The organism is uncultured Gimesia sp. (assembly GCF_963972345.1).
In the GTDB taxonomy this organism is placed as follows: Bacteria; Planctomycetota; Planctomycetia; order Planctomycetales; family Planctomycetaceae; genus Gimesia.
Genome location: NZ_CAXAVM010000025.1, coordinates 31,272 through 50,970, shown reverse-complemented (window position 1 = coordinate 50,970; position 19,699 = coordinate 31,272). Strand labels below are relative to the sequence as shown.

General features: G+C 49.0%; 15 protein-coding genes. 2 read left to right on the top strand and 13 right to left on the bottom strand.

Annotated elements, in window-relative coordinates; translation table 11 throughout:
- Window positions 1-29 precede the first annotated feature (29 nt).
- From AACZ40_RS06560 to raiA, 12 genes are all read right to left on the bottom strand, one after another.
- Entirely contained in the window at window positions 30-1,541 is a 1,512-nt protein-coding gene (locus AACZ40_RS06560) for a hypothetical protein (RefSeq protein WP_339673675.1), read from the bottom strand.
- A gap of 546 nt (window positions 1,542-2,087) precedes the next feature.
- Entirely contained in the window at window positions 2,088-4,052 is a 1,965-nt protein-coding gene (locus tag AACZ40_RS06555; RefSeq protein WP_291170244.1) for a prolyl oligopeptidase family serine peptidase, read from the bottom strand.
- Window positions 4,053-4,214: 162 nt separating this feature from the next.
- Window positions 4,215-5,990, bottom strand: a complete 1,776-nt coding sequence (locus AACZ40_RS06550; protein WP_291170247.1) for an SLC13 family permease — start codon at window positions 5,988-5,990, stop codon at window positions 4,215-4,217.
- A gap of 46 nt (window positions 5,991-6,036) precedes the next feature.
- Entirely contained in the window at window positions 6,037-7,035 is a 999-nt protein-coding gene (locus AACZ40_RS06545; protein ID WP_291170249.1) for a 3'(2'),5'-bisphosphate nucleotidase, read from the bottom strand.
- Window positions 7,036-7,126: 91 nt separating this feature from the next.
- On the bottom strand, window positions 7,127-8,173 hold the full coding sequence (locus AACZ40_RS06540; protein ID WP_291170251.1) for a Gfo/Idh/MocA family oxidoreductase: 1,047 nt from the start codon (window positions 8,171-8,173) through the stop codon (window positions 7,127-7,129).
- Between the two features lie 243 nt (window positions 8,174-8,416).
- Entirely contained in the window at window positions 8,417-9,583 is a 1,167-nt protein-coding gene (gene lpxB / locus AACZ40_RS06535; protein WP_291170252.1) for a lipid-A-disaccharide synthase, read from the bottom strand.
- 312 nt (window positions 9,584-9,895) lie between these two features.
- Window positions 9,896-10,276, bottom strand: coding sequence for a 50S ribosomal protein L21 (gene rplU / locus AACZ40_RS06530; protein WP_291170253.1), 381 nt, complete (start codon window positions 10,274-10,276; stop codon window positions 9,896-9,898).
- 249 nt (window positions 10,277-10,525) lie between these two features.
- The gene (locus AACZ40_RS06525) at window positions 10,526-12,082 is read right to left on the bottom strand and encodes an Rne/Rng family ribonuclease (protein WP_291170254.1); all 1,557 of its coding nucleotides are present in this window, start codon (window positions 12,080-12,082) and stop codon (window positions 10,526-10,528) included.
- A gap of 875 nt (window positions 12,083-12,957) precedes the next feature.
- Window positions 12,958-14,721 carry a phosphoenolpyruvate--protein phosphotransferase gene (gene ptsP / locus AACZ40_RS06520; protein ID WP_291170255.1) on the bottom strand — a complete coding sequence of 588 codons (1,764 nt, stop codon included), beginning with the start codon at window positions 14,719-14,721 and terminating at the stop codon, window positions 12,958-12,960.
- Window positions 14,722-14,796: 75 nt separating this feature from the next.
- Window positions 14,797-15,099: an HPr family phosphocarrier protein gene (locus AACZ40_RS06515; protein ID WP_291170257.1), complete on the bottom strand. Its 303-nt coding sequence runs from the start codon at window positions 15,097-15,099 to the stop codon at window positions 14,797-14,799.
- 221 nt (window positions 15,100-15,320) lie between these two features.
- On the bottom strand, window positions 15,321-15,794 hold the full coding sequence (locus AACZ40_RS06510) for a PTS sugar transporter subunit IIA (protein WP_291170259.1): 474 nt from the start codon (window positions 15,792-15,794) through the stop codon (window positions 15,321-15,323).
- Window positions 15,795-15,982: 188 nt separating this feature from the next.
- Complete coding sequence (gene raiA / locus AACZ40_RS06505) at window positions 15,983-16,357, bottom strand: ribosome-associated translation inhibitor RaiA (RefSeq protein ID WP_291170261.1); 375 nt, start codon at window positions 16,355-16,357, stop codon at window positions 15,983-15,985.
- Window positions 16,358-16,902: 545 nt separating this feature from the next.
- On the opposite strand from raiA, the gene AACZ40_RS06500 reads away from it, so the two are divergent.
- On the top strand, window positions 16,903-17,199 hold the full coding sequence (locus tag AACZ40_RS06500) for an FmdB family transcriptional regulator (RefSeq protein ID WP_291170263.1): 297 nt from the start codon (window positions 16,903-16,905) through the stop codon (window positions 17,197-17,199).
- 85 nt (window positions 17,200-17,284) lie between these two features.
- Entirely contained in the window at window positions 17,285-18,094 is an 810-nt protein-coding gene (locus AACZ40_RS06495) for a hypothetical protein (protein WP_291170264.1), read from the top strand.
- A 64-nt stretch (window positions 18,095-18,158) separates the two neighbouring features.
- On the opposite strand, the gene AACZ40_RS06490 is transcribed toward AACZ40_RS06495, so the two are convergent.
- Window positions 18,159-19,688 (bottom strand): polysaccharide biosynthesis/export family protein, encoded by a 1,530-nt coding sequence (locus AACZ40_RS06490; RefSeq protein ID WP_339673669.1) that lies wholly within the window; start codon window positions 19,686-19,688, stop codon window positions 18,159-18,161.
- Window positions 19,689-19,699: the final 11 nt, after the last annotated feature.

Below are 19,699 nucleotides of genomic sequence, written 5' to 3'. Positions count from 1 at the left end.
CCCGAGAAATATTTCTCTGGGACCACATATCATGAAACTGACTGTGGTCCCAGAGAAATATTTCTCGGGATTTCAAACTTATAGCTGTGAAAATAATCTTTTCGGACATTACGGCAGAGATCTTCAGTTGTGTCGAAGGGGATCTCTGCCACCAGGTCGCCGTTACTCCCTGCTTTAAAGATTTGAATTTTCGATTTGAGCAGTGTACGGTACATGCCATCGGCAGTCAGTTCGCTGGTGAAGTTTTCAATTTCCGAATACACAAGCACCGGTCGTCCTGGTGTGTACTCATCCCGTTCAAAGCGTTCATAACTTCCGAAGCTGTTAATTTTGTGGCAGAAGGCAACATTTTTCAGCGAGAGATTGGCTTTTTCCTGCAGTCTCGCTGTAGCCTGCCTCAGTTGTGTCACGGTCTGAGTTGCCCTGTCAGCCTGGTTAGGAATGGCTTCCTGGTCAAAATAGTTTGCGACTGCCCAGAACGTCTGTTGCCAGAACTCCTGATCGGCAGGATCAATTCCCGGGATTGCCTCCAGTGCGCGTTCGTGCTGGTTGGCCATCAGGTACAACATGCGAAGATATACATGGCGTTCAATATAATGCTGTTTTTCTGCCGGAGTAGAACCTGGTTGTAGCTGAGATATTTCTGCTTCGGCAACTGAGATCAACTGCTGTAACTGATCAGTGGGTGACAGGCTTGAGGGATTTGTGTCAGTATAACCAGTCGGCGTAGTCAGTTCGGCTGTTTGTGGTATTGCCGGCTGCATGGGCAAATTTGTTGAGGGTAATGTTTGTGGAATATTTTCTTGCGGGCCATTGATCGCCGTACTGGTGCGCGAGATTCCACTCTGTAAAGCGGACGTTCCTTGCTGAAACGCTGTAGACAAACGATTCTTTAATGTACCAACCACAGGAATATGGTTGAGTCCCTGGCTGATTGTCTGCGAAGTGGAATAAGCCTGGGGTTGAGTGGGGGCAATGGCTGGCATCCCGTTTTCAGGATGAGGACCGATGCCTTCCAGTTTACCGAATTGAACCGGATTGGATGGCATCACCGGCTGGTTTTCGTCAGGTGAAATCTGGCCTGGGACCGGCAGTTGCTGAGCATTGGCCTGGATCACAGGCGATTCAGAAACACCTGGTTCACTATGTCCCAGTCCGGGGAGAGAAACCTGTGAAATGGAAGCAGTGTCACTTTTCGCAAGCTGCTCCTGCTGCATACTGTTTACCATTCGCCGTGTACGGAGAATGTTTTTAATCATCTCAGGATCGACGCCTTTGAAACTGCTCAGATATTGTTTACGTTCCTGAGGAGTTGCATCTTTCAATTCATCATGAATGTAGGCGAGTAATTCTGCGTTATGTGTTGTGACTTTGACAGGGAGCTCGGCCTCGGCTGCCATTTTTTTTGTGTCTGACTCGGTTTCTTCAGATTTCTCAGCGGTCGCGACTGCTTCCTCTGTTTCTTCTGGCTGCTTGTTTTTGGGTTTTGCTGCAGTAGATTTTCCCCACTTCCAGGGCGCAGTGGGAGCTCTCCAGGCCATTGTCTGTTTGCCTGGTGCTGAACTGCAGCCATTGAGTGAGAATAAGATGAAAACAGCAGGGAGAACCATGCTGAGCCGGAAATACTTCATTTCGTTGCCCGGATCATTGGGGTAAAGGGCTCAATTAATGGAGGAGCACTATACTTGTGCCAAACATTGAATCAGGTGAAGGGGGTTGGAGAATCAGACTGATACTGATTCCGTAACGAGTATCTGAAATGACAGGACACGCGTTTTATGAAAAATCATGAAATGAAGCAAGATCGATTCAAGTTCCAATGGCATTGAACCGGGAGAATGGTTCTGCCGGGCTCAATTAGCTCTTGAAATGACAAGGGAAATAGTTGAAACACTATTTGTAAGTGCTATTGCAGCAGTTGGTTATATAAATCTGGTGCTGGTGGTCAGGAACGTATCTATCCTTGCCGGAAAGAAAGATATTCAGGAATTCTGCGCAAAGCAGCTGGCAAATCAGACGCTCAATTTTGTCTGCGGTTCAAAAACAGGTTCAGATTGATGGCAGAACTACAATCAGAAGCCTCGGGTTCAGGGTAACTCCCAGTTGCTGTCAAATAATTCCGCCCAGACGGTTTGATTCTTAAATGTTCCGTCTTTCTGTTTTTGAAATTGAATGACGGCAATATCACCCAGTTTGGGGAAGAGCCAGGAGTTTGAAGCCAGAAAATCTCTCTCATGCATTGTATGGCCTGAGTTGATTACGACATACCGGGAAGGGTTTAACGGGTTGGGATAGATCAAGGCAATGCCATGATTTTGTGTGTCATATTTTTTGCCATTGACCGTTATTTGATCTGCGGTCCATTCGACTGGCAGGTCTTGAAGTACTTTTGTGATCATTGCATTTGATCCCGGGTCGCCGAACAGGATCAGATTTTTATCCTGGATCACTTGATCGGAGACTTCAGTGTCTTTGATCACAGGCACTTCAGCTCTCAGCCATTTGTCAAACTCTTTCTCAAAGAGAGACAAGACAGAAGTTGACCACTCATTCTGTTGCGGGGTCAGCGGTGTGCCAGTTCCTTTGACGCAAACGAAGGGCAGGGTAAAAGCATCATCAATCGGGCCTTGCAGATTCTGGCGTTTTCTCAAGTTGGGGTTTTCGATGAACGACTTCGAATCTTCATACTTCAAAACGTCCCAGCCATTATTGCCTTTTATGAAATAGACCTGTGGCAGCAGTCCATTGGCGGCTGATTCGAGTGGCAGCAGATTTCCATCCAGATCCACCCGGGGGGCAATGTTTCGAGCGATGGAAAGCGCAGCCACATTTTCCGTCGTCAGAATCAGGTTGCCGGATTCTTCATCCACGCCGCCTTCGACCAGGGTTGGCTCGTACATTTCATCAAGCTCTTCGATTCTTACCCATTCACATTCATTAAACTTGGGTGTGTAGGTGATAAATCGAATCTGTTTTTTACCAGGCCAGGCAGGTCGCCCTGCTTTTGAGTGTTCTAAGAGTTTGGCCAGGAAATCCTGATAAGCGGGCATGCGAGACTGGTGGCCCGCATCGGGGCTGATATACAGGTGGATGTCAATTTCTTCTGATTTTGCTTTCTCAACCATTCTGGTGCTGGAAACCAGTTGTTTATCTTTTCCGCCGCCATAAGTCACAACAGGTACATTTGCGGCATTGAGGGCATAATCAATCGAATCGTAAATATGCAGTGTCTTATCCTGGTAATGGGGGAGCTTGTCTTTGTGGTTCTGGTATTGATAAAAGTCGACAAAGCCTGCACCAGGGCCAACGCCGCACCACAGTGAAGGATAATGCAGGCCCAGGTGCCAGGTTCCCGCTCCGCCCATGGAAAAGCCACGCAGCGTGATACGCTGTTTGTCGATCAGGTATCGACGCTTGACGTCTGCAATGGCTTCGTGGACGTCAACTTCGCCACTCCAACGCCAGCCATTATCAGTTCTCCCGAAGGGATCCAGGTGCAGCCAGTCATGATCTTTACGGGGACCTTTTCCATTGGGATGGGCAATGAAAAAGACCTCATTGCGTTTGCCGCCACGGCCATGAAGTTCCACATGGAGTGGCCAGCGATGACTGGTTTTTTCGTGATAATCCGCGGGAAACGTTAAGGCATACGGCTGTACGGAACCATCGATTTTGGAATAGTAACCAAAGATGACAGTTCCAGTCTGCTCAGTCCATTCCGGCTTTCCTGCTTTGAGTTGTTCTGCTCTTTGCTGGCCTGTTTTCAAAACCTGGAACGTATCTTTGACATATTGAGGTTTATAAAACTCCTGATGTCGGAGAATCCATTCTGCCGCCTTGGCGTACACTTCGACATCCGCCAGGAGTTCCTGTTTGATTTCCGGTTGTGTTTTCAGTTCGCTGATCTGTTTCTGTAGTTCTTTGAGCTGTTTCTCAAGCTGGGCCTGATCTTCAGCGCCGGGGGATTGAGCGTGTAGTCTGCCGGGATTAGAGAACAGGGAGGTCCAGAAAATCAGTATGAAAATAACAGGAGCAATGCGGAGGCAATTCATCTTTAAACCCTGCAATGTAAGGGGAACGAGCTCATGTCTGGAAAGCGGTTCCAGACTGACAGGCTGTTTATTGTATATTGGCTATGGAAAAACCTTAACCAGAGGAATTCAGTTCACGGAGCGGTTTCATTTCCGATGTGAACCAGACCCGCATTTACAGTATCACGGATTAAAGGGCCAGGCAAGAGGTACAATGATCACAGTCATCAGCCAGACGATCAAAGTTAAGGGGCCTCCAATGCGAAGGTAGTCGGCGTATTTATACCCGCCGGGACCAAAAACCATCAGGTTGGTCTGATAACCGATCGGAGTTGCAAAGCAGGCCGCTGCGGAGATGATGATCGTAATCACGAAGGGCATTACATCTACATTCAAAGTCGCAGCAGCAGCAACTGCAATCGGGAAAATCAGGGTGGCAGTCGCTTTTGCCGTGATCAGATTGGTGAGAACCAGTGTGATCAGTGAAAGGATCGCCAGGACAATCAGCGGGCTGTTATTGGCCATACCCGTAAAACTGGAGGCAATTAAAACGGCAGCTCCCGAGTTCTCGATTGCCCGCCCGATGCCCAGTCCAGCCGCGATTGTGATCAGTACTCCCCAGTCAATCGATCGCTTGGCTTCGGTGGCGCTGCAACAGCGGGTGGCAGTCATCAGCCCGGCGGCAACCATGGCAGCGACAATCATCTTGATGTTAAAGATCGCAACCATCAGAATCATCGCCAGTAAGATCGTGCGGGCAATCCAGGCACGTTCATGACGCGGAGGAGTGGAGTCTTCTACCTGGCTGACGAGAAAGAATTCACGGGAATTTCTCTGCTGATCGATAAAGGAAGGATGTGCCTCTATCAACAGAGTATCACCGCGCTGGAGTTCAATGTCGCCGATTTTTTTATTGATTCGTTGACCATTCCGGGCCACGGCAATGACAGCAGCATTGTAATTAGAGCGAAATTTAGCGGTGCGAATCGACATGTTGATAAATCGAAAGCTGTCGGAAACCACGGCTTCAATCAGGCAACGCTCGGACCGGGGGCCTGAGAGTTTAAACAGCTGGTCGGTTGCCGGTTTGAGACCCGGGATTTTCTGGAGATCGATGACTGATTCCACGATTCCCACGAACACCAGCTGGTCATTGGCGGCCAGTCGTTCGTTGGAGGAAACAGCGGCAATGACATCATCCTTGCGGTCGATTTCCATCAGATACATTCCCGGCAGATGTCGCAGCCCCGCCTGTTCGATCGTTTTGCCAATCAGGGGACAACCGGGTTCGACAATCATTTCCACGGTGTATTCCCGCGGGTCATCCATGGGCGTGATGGCTGGTTTGCGTTCAGGCAGGAGCCAGCGGGCAAACACCAGCAGGTAGAGCAGGCCCACGATCATCACAGGAATACCCACCCAGGCAATTTCAAACATGGATAAACCGGGACGGTGAGCCTGACGCTGCAGCAATCCATCGACCACGAGTGTGGTACTGGTTCCGACCAGTGTGCACAGCCCTCCTAAAATTGCCGCGTAGCTTAACGGCAGCATCAGGTGTGATACGGAAATCCGCATTTTCTTGGCCCAGTCTGAAATAATGGGCATCATCATGGCGACGACAGGAGTATTATTGAGAAAGGCGCTCAGTACTGCGGAAGGCAGCATCACGCGCGCCTGCGCATCGGTCAGGGATTTGGGACGACCCAGCAGTTGTTGCCCCGTGAAGGCAAATCCTCCTGTCTGTCGGATGCCTTCGCTGACAACAAATAAAAATGCCACCGCAATCAAGCCTTCATTTGCAAAACCGGCGATGGCTTCTTCTGCCTGGATCACCCCCGTGACGACCAGAATGGTGAGCCCCCCCATCAGGATGGTGTCGGCACCGGCACGCAGAAACGTCAGTGAGCAGATCACTCCACCCAGAACCAGAAACGTAACTACAATATGCCAGTCCATGTGGGTCAATAATTCATAATCAAAAGATGAATCAAACTAAGTGTGACTATTGACTGATTCCCAGTTCGTTCAGAGTCTGGATCAGTTTCGGGTGTAACAGACCATTGGTAACGATCACGCCCTGATTATTGGACAGTTCATAACCTTGATTAAATTCGAGTGGTTTTCCATGGATGTCCGACACGGTACCACCTGCTTCCTCGACCAGTAATACGCCAGCGGCATGATCCCAGATTTTTTCACGATAGCCGGCTCTTGTTGGCAGCCGCATGTAGATGTCTGCTTCTCCCTGTCCCACGATGGCGTACTTTGCCTGACTGTCGAGTCGTCTGGGATCTTTTTCGATGCCCAGTTGTTCTGCAATCTGCTGTGAATGACCATGCGAGCTATGGCCCGATTCGACGGACTCACAAAAACGAGATTCGGAGAAGTCTGGTGTCTTCGTAACGTGGATGGGAACCGAAGCCTGAGAGTTGTTCTGTTCCAGCGGCATAGCGAATGAGCCTTGGCCTGCGACTGCGTAGTAAATCGTTCCCGTGACGGTTCCCTCTGCCGGACAGGGGAGGTTAGGGCAACCTAATACTCCCAGGACAATTTTTCCCTCAACAATCAGAGCGAGCGAAACGGCATATTGTTCTTTGCGCAGAAAACCTTTCGTGCCATCAATCGGATCCAGGGTCCAGAAACGATCGCTATATGTTTTTGCTCCCCCATGGTCGATCCAGGAACAGACATGTGCTGGCGTGGTGTCAGGAACACCTGCTGCGTTCAGTTCAGAAACGATCTTTTCCAGAAATTCCCGGTTTTCAGATTCTTTCAGTTCAGCGGCATCTTCTTCTCCGATCACCGGATCTGCAGGAAATGCCTGGAGTAATTCTCGACAGATGACAGCCTGGCTGCTGAAGTCAGCGATTGTAACCGGGCTTTTATCTTTCTTTTCCAGAACTTCATCTGTGATCGCTGATTGAACAGAACGGCAAATCAGAGAAGCCTGTTTGACGGCTGCGAGGGCTGTTTTTAATTCGCTCTCATATGGTTTCGTCATGTTTCGTGCGATTCTTCGATCTGTAAACTAATCATTTTCGGAGTCCCAGAAAGCTCCATGCCGATCTACCTGGTTTCATCGTCAGCAGGTCTTACAGCGGGAGTGACACGGGTTGATTTTTTTCGCAGCTTAATGCGACTGCTTCTGTGAATTCCATATATTTTACACCAGATGCAAAATCGGTATGATGTACGATTTCTTCGCCGCGAATCGCTCCGATAAATTCTGCTTCGACACGCCAACCACCCTGGTCTGCCTCGGGAACCTGAATCGCTTTTAATTCCGGTTCTCCCATGTGACCGACAAAAATTTTCTCTTCCGGCGTGAAGTGAACCTTAATCGTGCCATGGCTGCCATACAGGTGAATCTGCAGTCCCGGCCCAAACAGGATCGAACCACTGAGGTGATACATGACATTGGCTCCGCCCTGCAGTCTGGATACGATCTGCAGACTGTCGGGGATCGTCACATCAGCATTCCCCGGCCCTTTGGTTGAAGGCCGTTGCGGTTCAAATATCGAGCATTGTGCGAAGACTTGCTCTGCAGGGGGAACCCAGCGACTGAGAGTTTCGTGCAGAATCCCCATCGTGAGGACGTTGTTCCCGCTGATTTCTTTGTCCTGACGCCAATGCAATTTTTTGCTGTAGTCCCAGAATGAATCGTCGGCTCCCAGCACAACCACTTCCCGCAAATCTCCCAGATATTTCTGAGTGATCAACTTAATGACTTCCGGATTGTATTTGAGGCCGAACGGGCTGGGGACAATCTGGGCGATCAGATCAGGTCTTGCCTGGGATACCTTGAGCATCTGCTTTGCTTCGGCCAGATTTCGTGCCATTCTGGCTTCTGTCAGAACATGCTTGCCGGCTTCCAGGGCCATGCAGGTGATTTCGCAGTGCAGGTCCGGCCAGGTCCCGATCATCACGGCGTCAATTTCCGGATCTGACACCAGTTCTTTCCAATGTGAGTAAGTTTGAGGGATCGCATATTTGCGAGCCACTTTCTCGGTCGAAGCGGGAGTCGAGTTGACAACCCCCACAATTTCGACATCCTCAATCGCTTGAAATCCTGGAATATGGCGGGTTTTTGTATTGGCTCCTGCCCCCACAATTCCGATACGGATCGTTTTTTTACCCATTAGCTTACGTAGTCCCGATGATCCAAGATGCGTGTTTTGAATTGAAAATAATCAGCTGGCCACAATCACAATGATACCGGTGGCCTGCCTGTTTCAACGTATCCGACGATTCTAACGAGCTGAATTCTGGAGGACCATTCACACAAAACAAACAATTAAAGGTTCCCCAAATTCTAAGAGGAAAGTCGTTGTTTTGTGCCTGATATTACACGAAATCGCAATTGGACACTGTCGGTATGTGTACTATGCTGCTGATTTCTGCTGTGACGCCGGTTCGATCTTATTCAAGATCGCGATCGCAGCCTGTGCTGATGCTCCGGGGATGACAGTCTCATCATAAAGTGAAGAGAGTTTGTGTCGGGCTCTTTCGAGGGAGAGCGGAGTTCTGAGCCAGTCGCTGAGGATGGTGTTGATTTTCGCCAAATCCTTGACCGCCGATCCCACGGAAGGGAATTCAGGCATGAGTTCTCTGTCCGCGATCAAGTTCGGCAGAGACATATACTTACAGGTGATAAGCAGGTGCGCCATGAAGTACATGCCCCAATGGCTGCGATAGATGACAACGGCAGGAGTCTTTCTCGCCAGTAACTCGAGGCTGACCGAGCCTGATACCATCAGGCAGCAATCAGCAGATTCGATAATCTCGGAGGTCTTTTTGAGATAGAGCCGAATGGGCAGGTGACTGAGTTTTGCTTCCTCAATAAACTGGCTGCAGAGATCAAGGTGTGCTTCCCGGTAGCAGGCGACAGGAAATGTCACTTGCGGAAACTGATCAGCGAGCTGGCTTATAATCTGCAGCATGAAAGGAAAGTTCCGCGTGACTTCGCCGGTGCGCGAGCCAGGTAGAACTCCGACCTTTTTTTCTGATTGCGCAAGTTCGCTCAAGGTGCTGCTGTCCAGCTTTTTTGACGCAACTTCATCAAAGAACGGGTGTCCGATGTAGTCTACTTTGACTCCCCTGTTTTCATACCAGGCTTTTTCAAACTTCAGTCCGGAGAGGACATAATCTACGTTTTTACGAACACGGCGAATGCGCCACGGTGCCCATGCCCAGAGTTGGGGGGGGAGATAATAAAATACCGGAATGCCCAGTGCTTTTGCTTTCCTGGCAATCCACCAGTTGAAACCGGGAAAATCGACCAGAATGACAGCGTCGGGACGGTGAGACTCCAGGTAGGCGCCTGCCTGCCGGATCAGTTGAATGAACTTAAAAATCAGCGGTATGACATTGAAAATACCCATGACCGCATAATCAGTCAGTCTGACTTCCACGTGACAGCCAGCTGCCTGCATTTCGGGACCTCCAAATGCTGAAAAAGTAGCCTCCGGATTCCGTTTGCGAATTTCTTCAATCAGGTGTGCTGTATGCTGATCGCCACTGGGCTCGCCGACAGAAAAAAACAGGTGCATCAAAGTATCCTCTTCCAGTACTTGAATCAATTCGCGTCGAGGATCCTGCTCGGCACAATTCATGAAGACGGGGTCAGGGCAACAGCGGGTCTCCGCAGGCAGAGCAGGGGGCTGTTTCCTCCCCTGAACCTCGTAAAGTTATGCTCAATAAAGCTTTTTGGTCAACCCCGATTTTTCGCAGGTTTTATCGGGAAGGGGTTGGAAATGAAAACAGCTCCCTGAAAATAAATTCAGGGAGCTGTTTAATATGATCAGTGTGATGTCGAACTCAGTTGCTTTCTGAAAAACAGTCTCAGTCCACTCGCATAAGGGTTAACCTTCTGCAGTTGCGGTCTCTGTTTCTTCAGCAGCTTCCGATTCAACAATTTCCAGTCCAGGTACGGTGATCGTTTTGATCTGGACGGTAGTATATTTCTGGCGGTGACCGGTATGTCGGCGAGAATTCTTTCGGCGTCGGAACTTTTGAATTTCGAGCTTTTCACCCTTCAGTTCTGCTAAAACCACTTCTGCTTCCACAGAGGCGCCTTCAATGGTGGGAGTTCCAATAGAACTGGATCCACCGCCGTTGGCCAACAGAACGCTTTCAAAAGTAATGGGATCGCCTGCTTTTGCTGTAGCTCGGTAGTCGATTGTCAGGGTGTCGCCTTCCTGAATCGTATACTGACGGCTGCCATCTTCGATTACTACAAACATCCTCAAACCTTCTTTTCTTCTTACACTTTGATCAATAATTTGCTGAAGACGGATTGAGAAATCAAATTCAATCCGGTTTGTATTCAGAATCAATCGCGCAATGCCATTGATAGTATCTGGTTAAGCACGCATGCTCTACTGCGGCGATTCGCTGGAATGTACCTGCCTGGCGCAGAAACTCTTCCATTCACACGAATAGCGAGCAGGGCATTGTAAAGTGTCACTTTTGAAATTTCGAGTCAGAAACCCCTAGAAATTTACTTCATTTCCAATATCGTCATAACATCGCGCCATTAAATGCTCCGGCTCTACATCTGTACGAGCGTTTATAATGATTGAAGTCTGGGCGGTTTCTTCCAGCTGGGTAATGTCTTTTCGTCGCTTGTTATTGAGATAGTTGGCGACGTTTTCGTGTACATTCAGTACCAGCCGTGAAATATTTTTCTTATTCACAGTGGTCATCAGGGTTCGCATGACTTCAATCGCCATACTTTCCGCAGTTTTTACCTGGCCGGTTCCCCGGCAGGAAGGACAGTCTTCGTACATGCTTCTTCGCAGGGAAGGCCGAATACGCTGACGTGTCATCTCGATCAGGCCAAAGGGGCTGATGCGTAAAACTTTGGTGCGGGCGCGATCCCGTTTGACGAGTTCTCTTAACCTGCGTTCCACGGAACGACGATGTTTCTCTTCCCGCATATCGATGAAGTCGATCACGATCACACCGCCGAGGTCGCGCAATCTGATCTGGCGACTAATCTCTTCTGCCGCCTTCATATTTACTTTGAACGCGGTTTTTTCCGCATTGTCATCTGCTCGATAGTTTCCACTGTTCACGTCGATGGCGACTAAAGCTTCCGTCTGGTCGATGACAATCGAACCGCCCCCCTTCATGGGAACATGTCGATTCTGGATGCTGCAGATTTCATCGTCCAGTTTACTGTTATAGAAGATGGGGTCGTTGCCCGTGTAGTGTTTGACCCGATTGACGTGCTTGGGAAGCACGACCTTCATGAAGTCTCGGGCTCTCTGATAAGCCGTCGGTTCATCAATGTAGAGCGTATCGATTTCACTGTTATAGATGTCTCGAATTGTGCGGATCATCATATCGCTCTCGGAATAAATCTCGACGGGAGCGGGTAGTTTTTTAATCCGACCAACAATGGTTCCCCAGAGTCGCAGCAGATAGTTTAAGTCCCGCTTGAGGTCATCAGCGGTTCTGTCAATTCCGGCTGTACGTACGATAAATCCAAGACCCGGTGGGGGAGCCAGTTCAGTCAGAATGGTTCTCAGTTCTTTGCGTACATCTTCGTCAGCGATTTTGCGGCTGATACCAACCCGTTGCAGTCCGGGCATAATGACCAGGTAGCGTCCCGGGATACTGATGTAGGTTGAAAGGGTCGGGCCTTTGTTGCCCAGGCCTTCCTTGATGACCTGCACCAGGACTTCGCTGCCTCGTTTCAGGATTTCCTGAATAGGAGGTTTGTTGGCAACACTGCGTTCGTTAACGCGGCGGCCTTTTGGATTGCGACCGCGACCTGATTTGCCGTCACCTTGTTCAGTCAGATGTTTGTAGTATTGATGCTCAATATCGCTGACATGCAGGAAGCCGTTGCGGCCTACGCCGAAGTCCACAAACGCAGCCTGAATGCTGGGTTCGATATTAACAACTCTTCCCTTGTAGATATTTCCTACCAGGTTTTCGAGGCTGTTTCGTTCTACATAAAGTTCTTCGAGAATGCCGTCTTCAACGATAGCAATTCGACTTTCCTCCGGTTGGAGGACATTAATCAGCATTTCCTTTTTCATGGAATACCCTTTGTCGTGTTTCACGACGAAAACTGTATTCCTCATCAGCCACGGGGGAGGCGGACCTGCTACGCATTGAATGAATCAGTGCGATAGTAGAATCGGCCAGTTGCCTGTCGAGTTGCTGGAAGAATCCAGCGAAGGCAGACCTCAATGCATGAATTGCGCAGTGACGGAATAAATCCCGTGGAACACAATCAAAGAGAGGCTTCGTGATGCGGCTGCTGAGCCGAATCATTTCCCTTGTGAAGCCATAAAAGGTCCGGAGCAGAATATCATCTGTCTGGTCTCTGACAGCAGTTTGCAGATTCGAATCAGGCAGGCTGCAGTATTGCAGGTCATGCCAGTCGGATATTGATAACTGATGTGATGGTGAGACCAGAACTGCGATCTGGCGGGAACTTTGCCGGCTCTGAAACCGTGTTGCGAAAGCTGCAGCATAACCCTTTAAGGCGGCAATGGCCGTCTTTTGAATGATTTCCCGGGGGTAGTCTGATGGTTTGCTCATGCTGTCATTGAAAGCAGAAACGGGACGCAGGTAATCTCTTCAGTCTGATTTAAGATATCAGACTGAGTGCTGAGACTATCCGTTGTGGTAGCGTGTTCTACTCATACATTTTTCGGATTCAGGGTCAGGAAACGATGTGGTAATACATTTCGTCTTGATGGAATTTGTTGTACGCAATCCACTCACCACCGAGGTGAGCTGGATGGCCGCTGGCTGAGTTTTTGAATAACAGTTTCAGACAACGGCAAGTTGTAAACGTATAAATGGGGTGAGAGATGCCGGCGTTCAGGCAGGCATCCATCAGGAATCTGTTGCTTACTGACAAGCTGGCTTTTTCAGAGAACCGGCTGTGACTGACAGTTGGCAGTCACAGTGGCATTTCTTCATCAAACAGGTCAGGGCAGATTTTGTACAGTTCTCCTCTTAAATAACTTTCTACGTCCCGGGCGACATCGATGGTCATGGCGTGTGCCGCAATTTCCTCTGCCCGGGCGATTGTCAGGTGTCTGATTACTTCTTTTACTTCCGGTATCGCCAGTGGAGTGGCGCTGATCGACCTGATTCCCAAACCTGCAAGCAGGGGGATCGACTTCAGGTCAGAACTCATCTGGCCACAGACTGTCACCGGAATATTTTTTTTGTTTGCTGCCTCTACAATCATTTTAATCAGCCTTAAAATCGAAGGATCTGATGAATTGTAGAGTGGTGAGACCGCGGGGTCAGAGCGGTCAACTGCTAGAGTATACTGAATTAAGTCATTTGTCCCAATGGAAAAAAAGTCAACTTCTTCCGCAAACTCTTCTGCCAGCAGGGCGGCGGCAGGTACTTCGACCATCATCCCGATCGGGATATTGGAGTTAAATTCCACTCCCCGCTCTTCCAGGTCTTCCAGTACGTCTCCCACGATCATTTTGGCTTGCCGCCATTCCAGCAAGGTGGAAATCAGGGGAAACATGATTCTGACATCCCCATGCACGGCAGCCCGGAAAATAGCCCTGAGCTGTGTTTTAAACAGGGGTAAATCCCGCAGGCTCAGTCGTACACTTCTCAACCCCAGTGCGGGATTCATGCCTTCTTTCGCCAGATGTCGATATCCCCTGGGGATCTTATCGGCTCCCAAATCGAGTGTTCTGATGACAATGGGCCGATTTTTGGCGGCCTGAACGACTCGGCAGTAAGCATCGTAGTGGACTTCTTCCGTCGGTTCGGTATTTGACTGAAGGTAGAGAAATTCGGTGCGGTAGAGTCCAATTCCGTCAGCACCCCGTTCTGTGCAGTGTTCGACTTCATTGGGAAACTCGATATTTCCCATCACATGAATTCGGGTGCCATCTTTGGTTTCCGAGCGAATTTTTCGGCGTGAAGCCAGCCGGGCGGCCATCGATCGCTGTCGTTCGCCGGTATCCTTGTATTTCGCGAGGGTTTCCTCGTCGGGGTCGATAATGACTTCGCCATTGTTGCCATCAACAATGACCATATCTCCGCCGGAAATGTCAGATAGAAACTCACCCAGACCAACGACCGCCGGTATTTCCAGTGCACCTGCCAGGATGGAAGTATGGCTTGTTCGACCACCGACTTCTGTCGCAAAGCCGAGAACAAATTCCTTGGCCAGTCCTGCTGTTTCACTGGGAGTGAGATTGTTGGCGAGGACGATAATGGGGGTGGTGAGGTTGGAAAGTTCTTCGCGTTTCTCTCCCAGCAGTTGTTTGAGCAGGCGTTTCTCGAGATCGATGATATCGCTGGCCCGTTCTGCCAGGTAGTTATCGCCCAGGTGCTGAACCAGCTTGGTGTACCGTCGAAATACCCGACTGGAAGCATGCTCTGGCGAATAGCACTTTTCGCGGATGAGGGTTTCAATCTCCTCCCGCAGGCGGGGGGAACTGACCATCTGTAAATGAGCAGCAAAAATGGCCCCGTATTGTTCGCCTAATTTATCGGAGGCCAGTCTTTCATTTTCTGCGATTTCTTCACAGACGGCATCCAGCGCTGATTGCAGGCGGGCGATTTCCGTGTCGATGGCGTTGACGCTGACGAACTGACGTGGGATGCGAAAGTCCTCCGCACCCAGAATGAGTGCGGGGCCGAAATTGACTCCCGGAGAAACAGCGATTCCACGTTTAACAAGCATTCAATCAGAGCCTAATATGGCGCTTTCAACAGACAGGCAACTGGCGGAGTACCACGCAGTCGAAGTGTACGGGGGTTATTCTGGCAGATCAGTCAGTTCTTCGAATTTCTTGTATCCTGACTCAAAAAATTGAACCATTTCTTCCATCATTTTGCTGGCGTCATCACCATTTGCTTCCAGGACAAGCTGAGTTTCGGGAAGGGCTTTCAGCTCAAGCAGGTCATAAACCTCCTTGGCGTTTCCTGTCTGGTCTCCGTTCGAAATCTTAAAATCGCAAGTATAATCACGGGCGATCCGTACTATTTCTGAAATAGGGCGAAGATGGAGTCCCTGTTTCATTTTGACAGTCACAATCTGACGGCAAACAGATTCTTGCATAGCACTAACTGATAACTACTCATGCAACCTGAAAACAAATTACTCTCGAAGAGAAAATGACCGCTGCTTTCAGTGAGATTTCGTAATTACCCCTTTCCACTTAGTTCGACCAACCAGGAGCCACAGCGAAGCATGTGTTCTGAATCTCAGAAACAGGTTAACTCAGACAGGAATAGTCAGCCTTTTCGAACAGGGTTTTCCCTGACAACACCACACTGACCTTAATCCAGTTGATTACTGTCAGCCTCATTCAGCAATTCTACAATGTCGTCCACACTTTTGGACTGGCGTAAAAACTTACAGAAGTTTTGATTTCTCAGGTGGCGGGAAATGTTTTCCAATCCCCGTAAATGATCGCCCGGACGATCCAGAGGTGAAATCAGCAGAAACAGAATGTAGACGTCTTCTCCATCCAGGCTGGCGAAATCAACGCCTTCGGAGGACAAGGCAACTGCTGCTGTCAAATTTTCTACCGAGGAATGCTTGGTATGGGGAACGGCGACACCATTTCCAATTCCCGTTGATCCCAGCTCTTCGCGCTTGAGAATGGCTGAGACGATACCTTCTTCGTCATCTGCTGAAATGCTGCCGGCATTCTTCAGGCCAGCAACCATTGTGCGGATCGCTTCTTCTTTGGTAGTGACATTCAATTCCGGAATGATCGCGTCCGAAACCACGAAGTCTGTTAACTTCATGTATTCTTTCCTTCTAACTAACTACATCTGCAAAAAATCAGTGTTTGCGGTCGTTACGCAAAACTAATGTGTGAATCATGACACGCAGTGTTGATTGAAACTCAATGTTCACATCGCGGGTCACACTATTAAATATTGTAAGCGAGTTCTTCCAAACACTCAGTAAAAAACATGCTGAGCTCTGGAAATTAATCTGATTCAGATTCGGCTTCCTCTTCGGCTTCCGCTTCTGCCAGCCCATTCTCCGCAATTTCGTTCATGGGAAGATCGCGGCGATGATCCTGAATTTTCTGTTTATATTTTTTGATCTGTTGTTCCATTTTGCTCAAGGCAGACTGGAAGTTTGGTTTCACTTCGTCTCCTTCAGCGTGAGCAACAAAATTATGTTTATGTTCTGCATCAACAAGAATTTCGACCCGGTTCTGGTTTTCACCCTGGTCGATCGTGATCTGGATTGCAGTGACACGCTCAAAATACGTCAGCAACTTCTCAGACTTTGTTGTAATATAATCTCGCAGGCTATCTGAAACGCTACCATGCCGACAAGTAATCTCAACTTGCACTGACTGTTCTCCTGTAAAAAAACTATCCACGTTGTGTATACGTATGTGAGTTGATCCGGGTGTCGTAATTGGTGATGCTAACAGATTCTAGCTGGCCGGGTCCAGATATACCAGTCACTAATTCGCAAGCTTAAGCTGCAAATGTCAGGACCTTTTCCACAGCTGATGCTTCAGATATAATCCCATTATTCAGGAATGAGGATTCGTTTGTTTAGATGGTCGTGGGCGAGAGCAGGGGTCGCCACAATCAAAAATGGAATGTTTTTGTCAAAGCCGGCTGAAATCAGGCGTTTTAAGGAGTCTCTCGACTCAGGTTTGCAATCGGTATTCAATAATGGCAGTTTTAACCGAAACTCTGTCTCTGCAGGTGACCCGGGGTGAAATCAGCTGAGAGGCTGAAATCTGGGTATTGGTTCGATATCCTGAGAGTGCTCCCCTGGAATTCTGTTATACTCATGCCAGATGGTATCTGAAATCAGGGTTCGCAATCTTGATTAGGTGCTGTGCTGGTAAATCTCAGTTCAACGGTGAGGTAAAAGTAGTTTATGCCTACTTACGTATATGAAGTCGTGCTTCCGGATGGTTCCGCCGGAGAACGGTTTGAAGTGATACAGAGAATGAGTGATCCGATCCTGACAACTCATCCTGAAACAGGTGAGCCTGTCCGTAAGGTCATTACGGCTGCCTATTTTTCAGGTAAATGGTCGGATGCTGAAGCAAAACGGACCTTGAATGATGATAAGCGCCTGGGAGAACTTGGTTTTACCAAATATGTAAAATCATCAAAGGGGACTTATGAAAAAAGAGCCGGTGACGGTCCGGACCTGATTTCTTCAGATTAATAATCTCGGAGAATGAGACCAACGACGCGGGACAACGATTTTCGACCTGCAGAGAGAAGCCGTGATTGACGAGGAGCAAATTGTTATGAAATCACAAATTCAGCATATCATCATGGGGTTGCTGCTGACTCCGGGCATGATCTTCTCGGTTCATGCTGAAGATCCCGCGAAGCCGCCTGTGGAAAAACCACTCTATTCCCAGACTCAGTGTGAGGGGACTTATCCCCATCATCTGCAGGGACTCTGTGTTGATGGCTTGGGAAATATTTTCTGGAGCTTCACCACCGAACTGGTCAAAACCAATTCTGCAGGGAAAGTCCTGGTAAAAATACCCGTGGGAAATCACCATGGTGATCTCTGTTACCATGAAGGCAAAGTTTTCGTGGCCGTGAATTTCGGAGATTTCAATAATCCCAAGGGAAAAGCGGATTCCTGGGTGTATGTCTATGATGCAGAAAAGCTGTTGCTGATCGCCAAACATCAGACTCCCGAAGTTACTTTTGGAGCAGGAGGAATTGCCTGTCACGCCGGGAAATATATCGTGGTGGGAGGCTTACCTGAAGGCGTCGACGAAAATTATCTCTATGAATATGATTCCAGTTTTAAATTCATCAAGAAGCATGTATTGAAAAGCGGCTATACCTTGATGGGAATCCAGACGGCAGCCTATGCGGAAAACCAGTGGTGGTTTGGTTGCTATGGTTCCAAACTTCTCAAGGCAGATATGAATTTCAATTTTACAGCGAAATATGATCAGGACTGCGCTTTAGGAATCGATCAGGTCAACGAGAATATGTTGTTGATCGGTCGCAATACGAAAAACGATAAGCGATACACGGGAGAAGCGGTTCTGGCAGTTCCTGATGCAGACAAGGGGTTCGTTATCAGGAAATAGTCGAACGGGTCCGGGCACATTGTTGGAGTGATGCCCAACCCTCAATTTCCAGCTTGCCAAAGCACTATCGGTTTCCACCACCTCCCTGAAGATTGGATGCTGCCAGCCCGAACAGGGCACCTTCCAACAGGTGTCTTTCAATGAATGCCCCAATCGCTTCTGATTTGGTATATTGCAGGATCACGTAGTCGCCGGGCTGAATTAAGATACGCTGGCTGGGAGTACGCACGGCTTCGTAGAGATCCACTTTGATCGGCAGCTGTGTTCCATTGGGCAACTGTCTCAGGATGATGGCATTACTCGCACTGATGGTGACATCCTGATTCAAAGCAGAGGGGCCCCCTGCCGACTTGCTGTTTCCGCTGTTTCCGGATGCCTGTGCAATGGAAATGGCACCCAGAATGTCCAGGTCGTAATCGCGGGGCAAAGTGTATTGCCCGCCACCCAGCAGACCGCCGGTATAAAATATTTCCGTATCTCGTGATTCAATAAATACCACATCGCCATCATGCAGAATAATATCATCGCGTGTGAGATGGACCTGTTCTCCCGGACTCAGGCGAATGGGAATTTTGATGATTCCCGAGCGTTGCATGGTGGAGTCGTTCATGATGGTCGGTGCCATGTAATCACCCGGGTAAAAACTCCCTTCACTGGAATACAGAGGCTGTCCGACTTCAAAATCCGGGTCTTCGGGGGTTGGCGAATAGTGGGGGATCGGCGTGTAGGAATCGGATACCTGCTGAATCTTCTGGTCTGAATCCGAGTTGTCAGATGTATGAGTGCCGGTCTGGATGGGTGGGGGACAGACTGGCTGATTCATCCCATGCGCCCCTCCGCGAATAATATAGATGGAGTTTTCTGCGTCCAGTCCCGGCAGTCCTCCCGTTTCCGCGAGTGCATGCAGCACGTCATTATTATAAGCCGGCAGATTGATTACCCGCCCTGTACCCCGCTTTGATCTTCCGACGTTCAGATTCCCGATGGTCGTACCCACGATATCGTTGGAGTTTTCCTGGCGGATTACAAGGACTCGGTAGGACCGGGGTTTTTGCAGACTGATGAGGATGCGGTCGCGGCCTTCCCGCAGGATGCTTTTTTCAGTGGTATATTTGCGACGAATCGTTTCTTCCAGTTGAGTCAGTGTCAAGCCGCGGGCAAAGACGGTACCGATCAGTGGCAGGGAAATCGTACCATCTTCACGAATCGGAATCGGGTAACCCAGAGAGGGGGCAACCTCCTGTGTCTGCGGGAAGTGAACGGGGGGAACATCTTTAAACTGGCCAAGCACGCCTTCAATATAAACCCCCAGTACATCGCCTGAATCTAACAGATATTGTTTGGGAGCAGGTTGCCGCAGCAGGGAGAGATCGATGGTTTCTTTTCCTGATCGAGTTTCCCCTTTGTACTCAGTCGGCAGGTATTGAGCGGGAACACCTTTCAGAGGATGAATCGCAGCGCAACCATTGAATAATAATGAGAACCAGAAAACACAAAAGATGTGCCACTTAACTGCGTGTGTTGGTTTTCGATACTGTTGCATCCTGGTCGAACCTTTTAATTCAACTGCTGCGTTTTTGATTTCTAACGACATACTGTCGGTCA

Coding starts and splice junctions, on each gene's coding strand:
- AACZ40_RS06500 (WP_291170263.1), top strand. CDS start 16,903: ATGCCTACTTACGTATATGAAGTCGTGCTTCCGGATGGTTCCGCCGGA.
- AACZ40_RS06515 (WP_291170257.1), bottom strand. CDS start 15,099: ATGCAAGAATCTGTTTGCCGTCAGATTGTGACTGTCAAAATGAAACAG.
- rplU (WP_291170253.1), bottom strand. CDS start 10,276: ATGTTTGTAGTAATCGAAGATGGCAGCCGTCAGTATACGATTCAGGAA.
- lpxB (WP_291170252.1), bottom strand. CDS start 9,583: ATGCACCTGTTTTTTTCTGTCGGCGAGCCCAGTGGCGATCAGCATACA.
- AACZ40_RS06560 (WP_339673675.1), bottom strand. CDS start 1,541: ATGGCCTGGAGAGCTCCCACTGCGCCCTGGAAGTGGGGAAAATCTACT.
- AACZ40_RS06540 (WP_291170251.1), bottom strand. CDS start 8,173: ATGGGTAAAAAAACGATCCGTATCGGAATTGTGGGGGCAGGAGCCAAT.
- AACZ40_RS06545 (WP_291170249.1), bottom strand. CDS start 7,035: ATGACGAAACCATATGAGAGCGAATTAAAAACAGCCCTCGCAGCCGTC.
- AACZ40_RS06525 (WP_291170254.1), bottom strand. CDS start 12,082: ATGAAAAAGGAAATGCTGATTAATGTCCTCCAACCGGAGGAAAGTCGA.
- AACZ40_RS06510 (WP_291170259.1), bottom strand. CDS start 15,794: ATGAAGTTAACAGACTTCGTGGTTTCGGACGCGATCATTCCGGAATTG.
- AACZ40_RS06550 (WP_291170247.1), bottom strand. CDS start 5,990: ATGGACTGGCATATTGTAGTTACGTTTCTGGTTCTGGGTGGAGTGATC.
- ptsP (WP_291170255.1), bottom strand. CDS start 14,721: ATGCTTGTTAAACGTGGAATCGCTGTTTCTCCGGGAGTCAATTTCGGC.
- AACZ40_RS06555 (WP_291170244.1), bottom strand. CDS start 4,052: ATGAATTGCCTCCGCATTGCTCCTGTTATTTTCATACTGATTTTCTGG.
- AACZ40_RS06490 (WP_339673669.1), bottom strand. CDS start 19,688: ATGTCGTTAGAAATCAAAAACGCAGCAGTTGAATTAAAAGGTTCGACC.
- AACZ40_RS06495 (WP_291170264.1), top strand. CDS start 17,285: ATGAAATCACAAATTCAGCATATCATCATGGGGTTGCTGCTGACTCCG.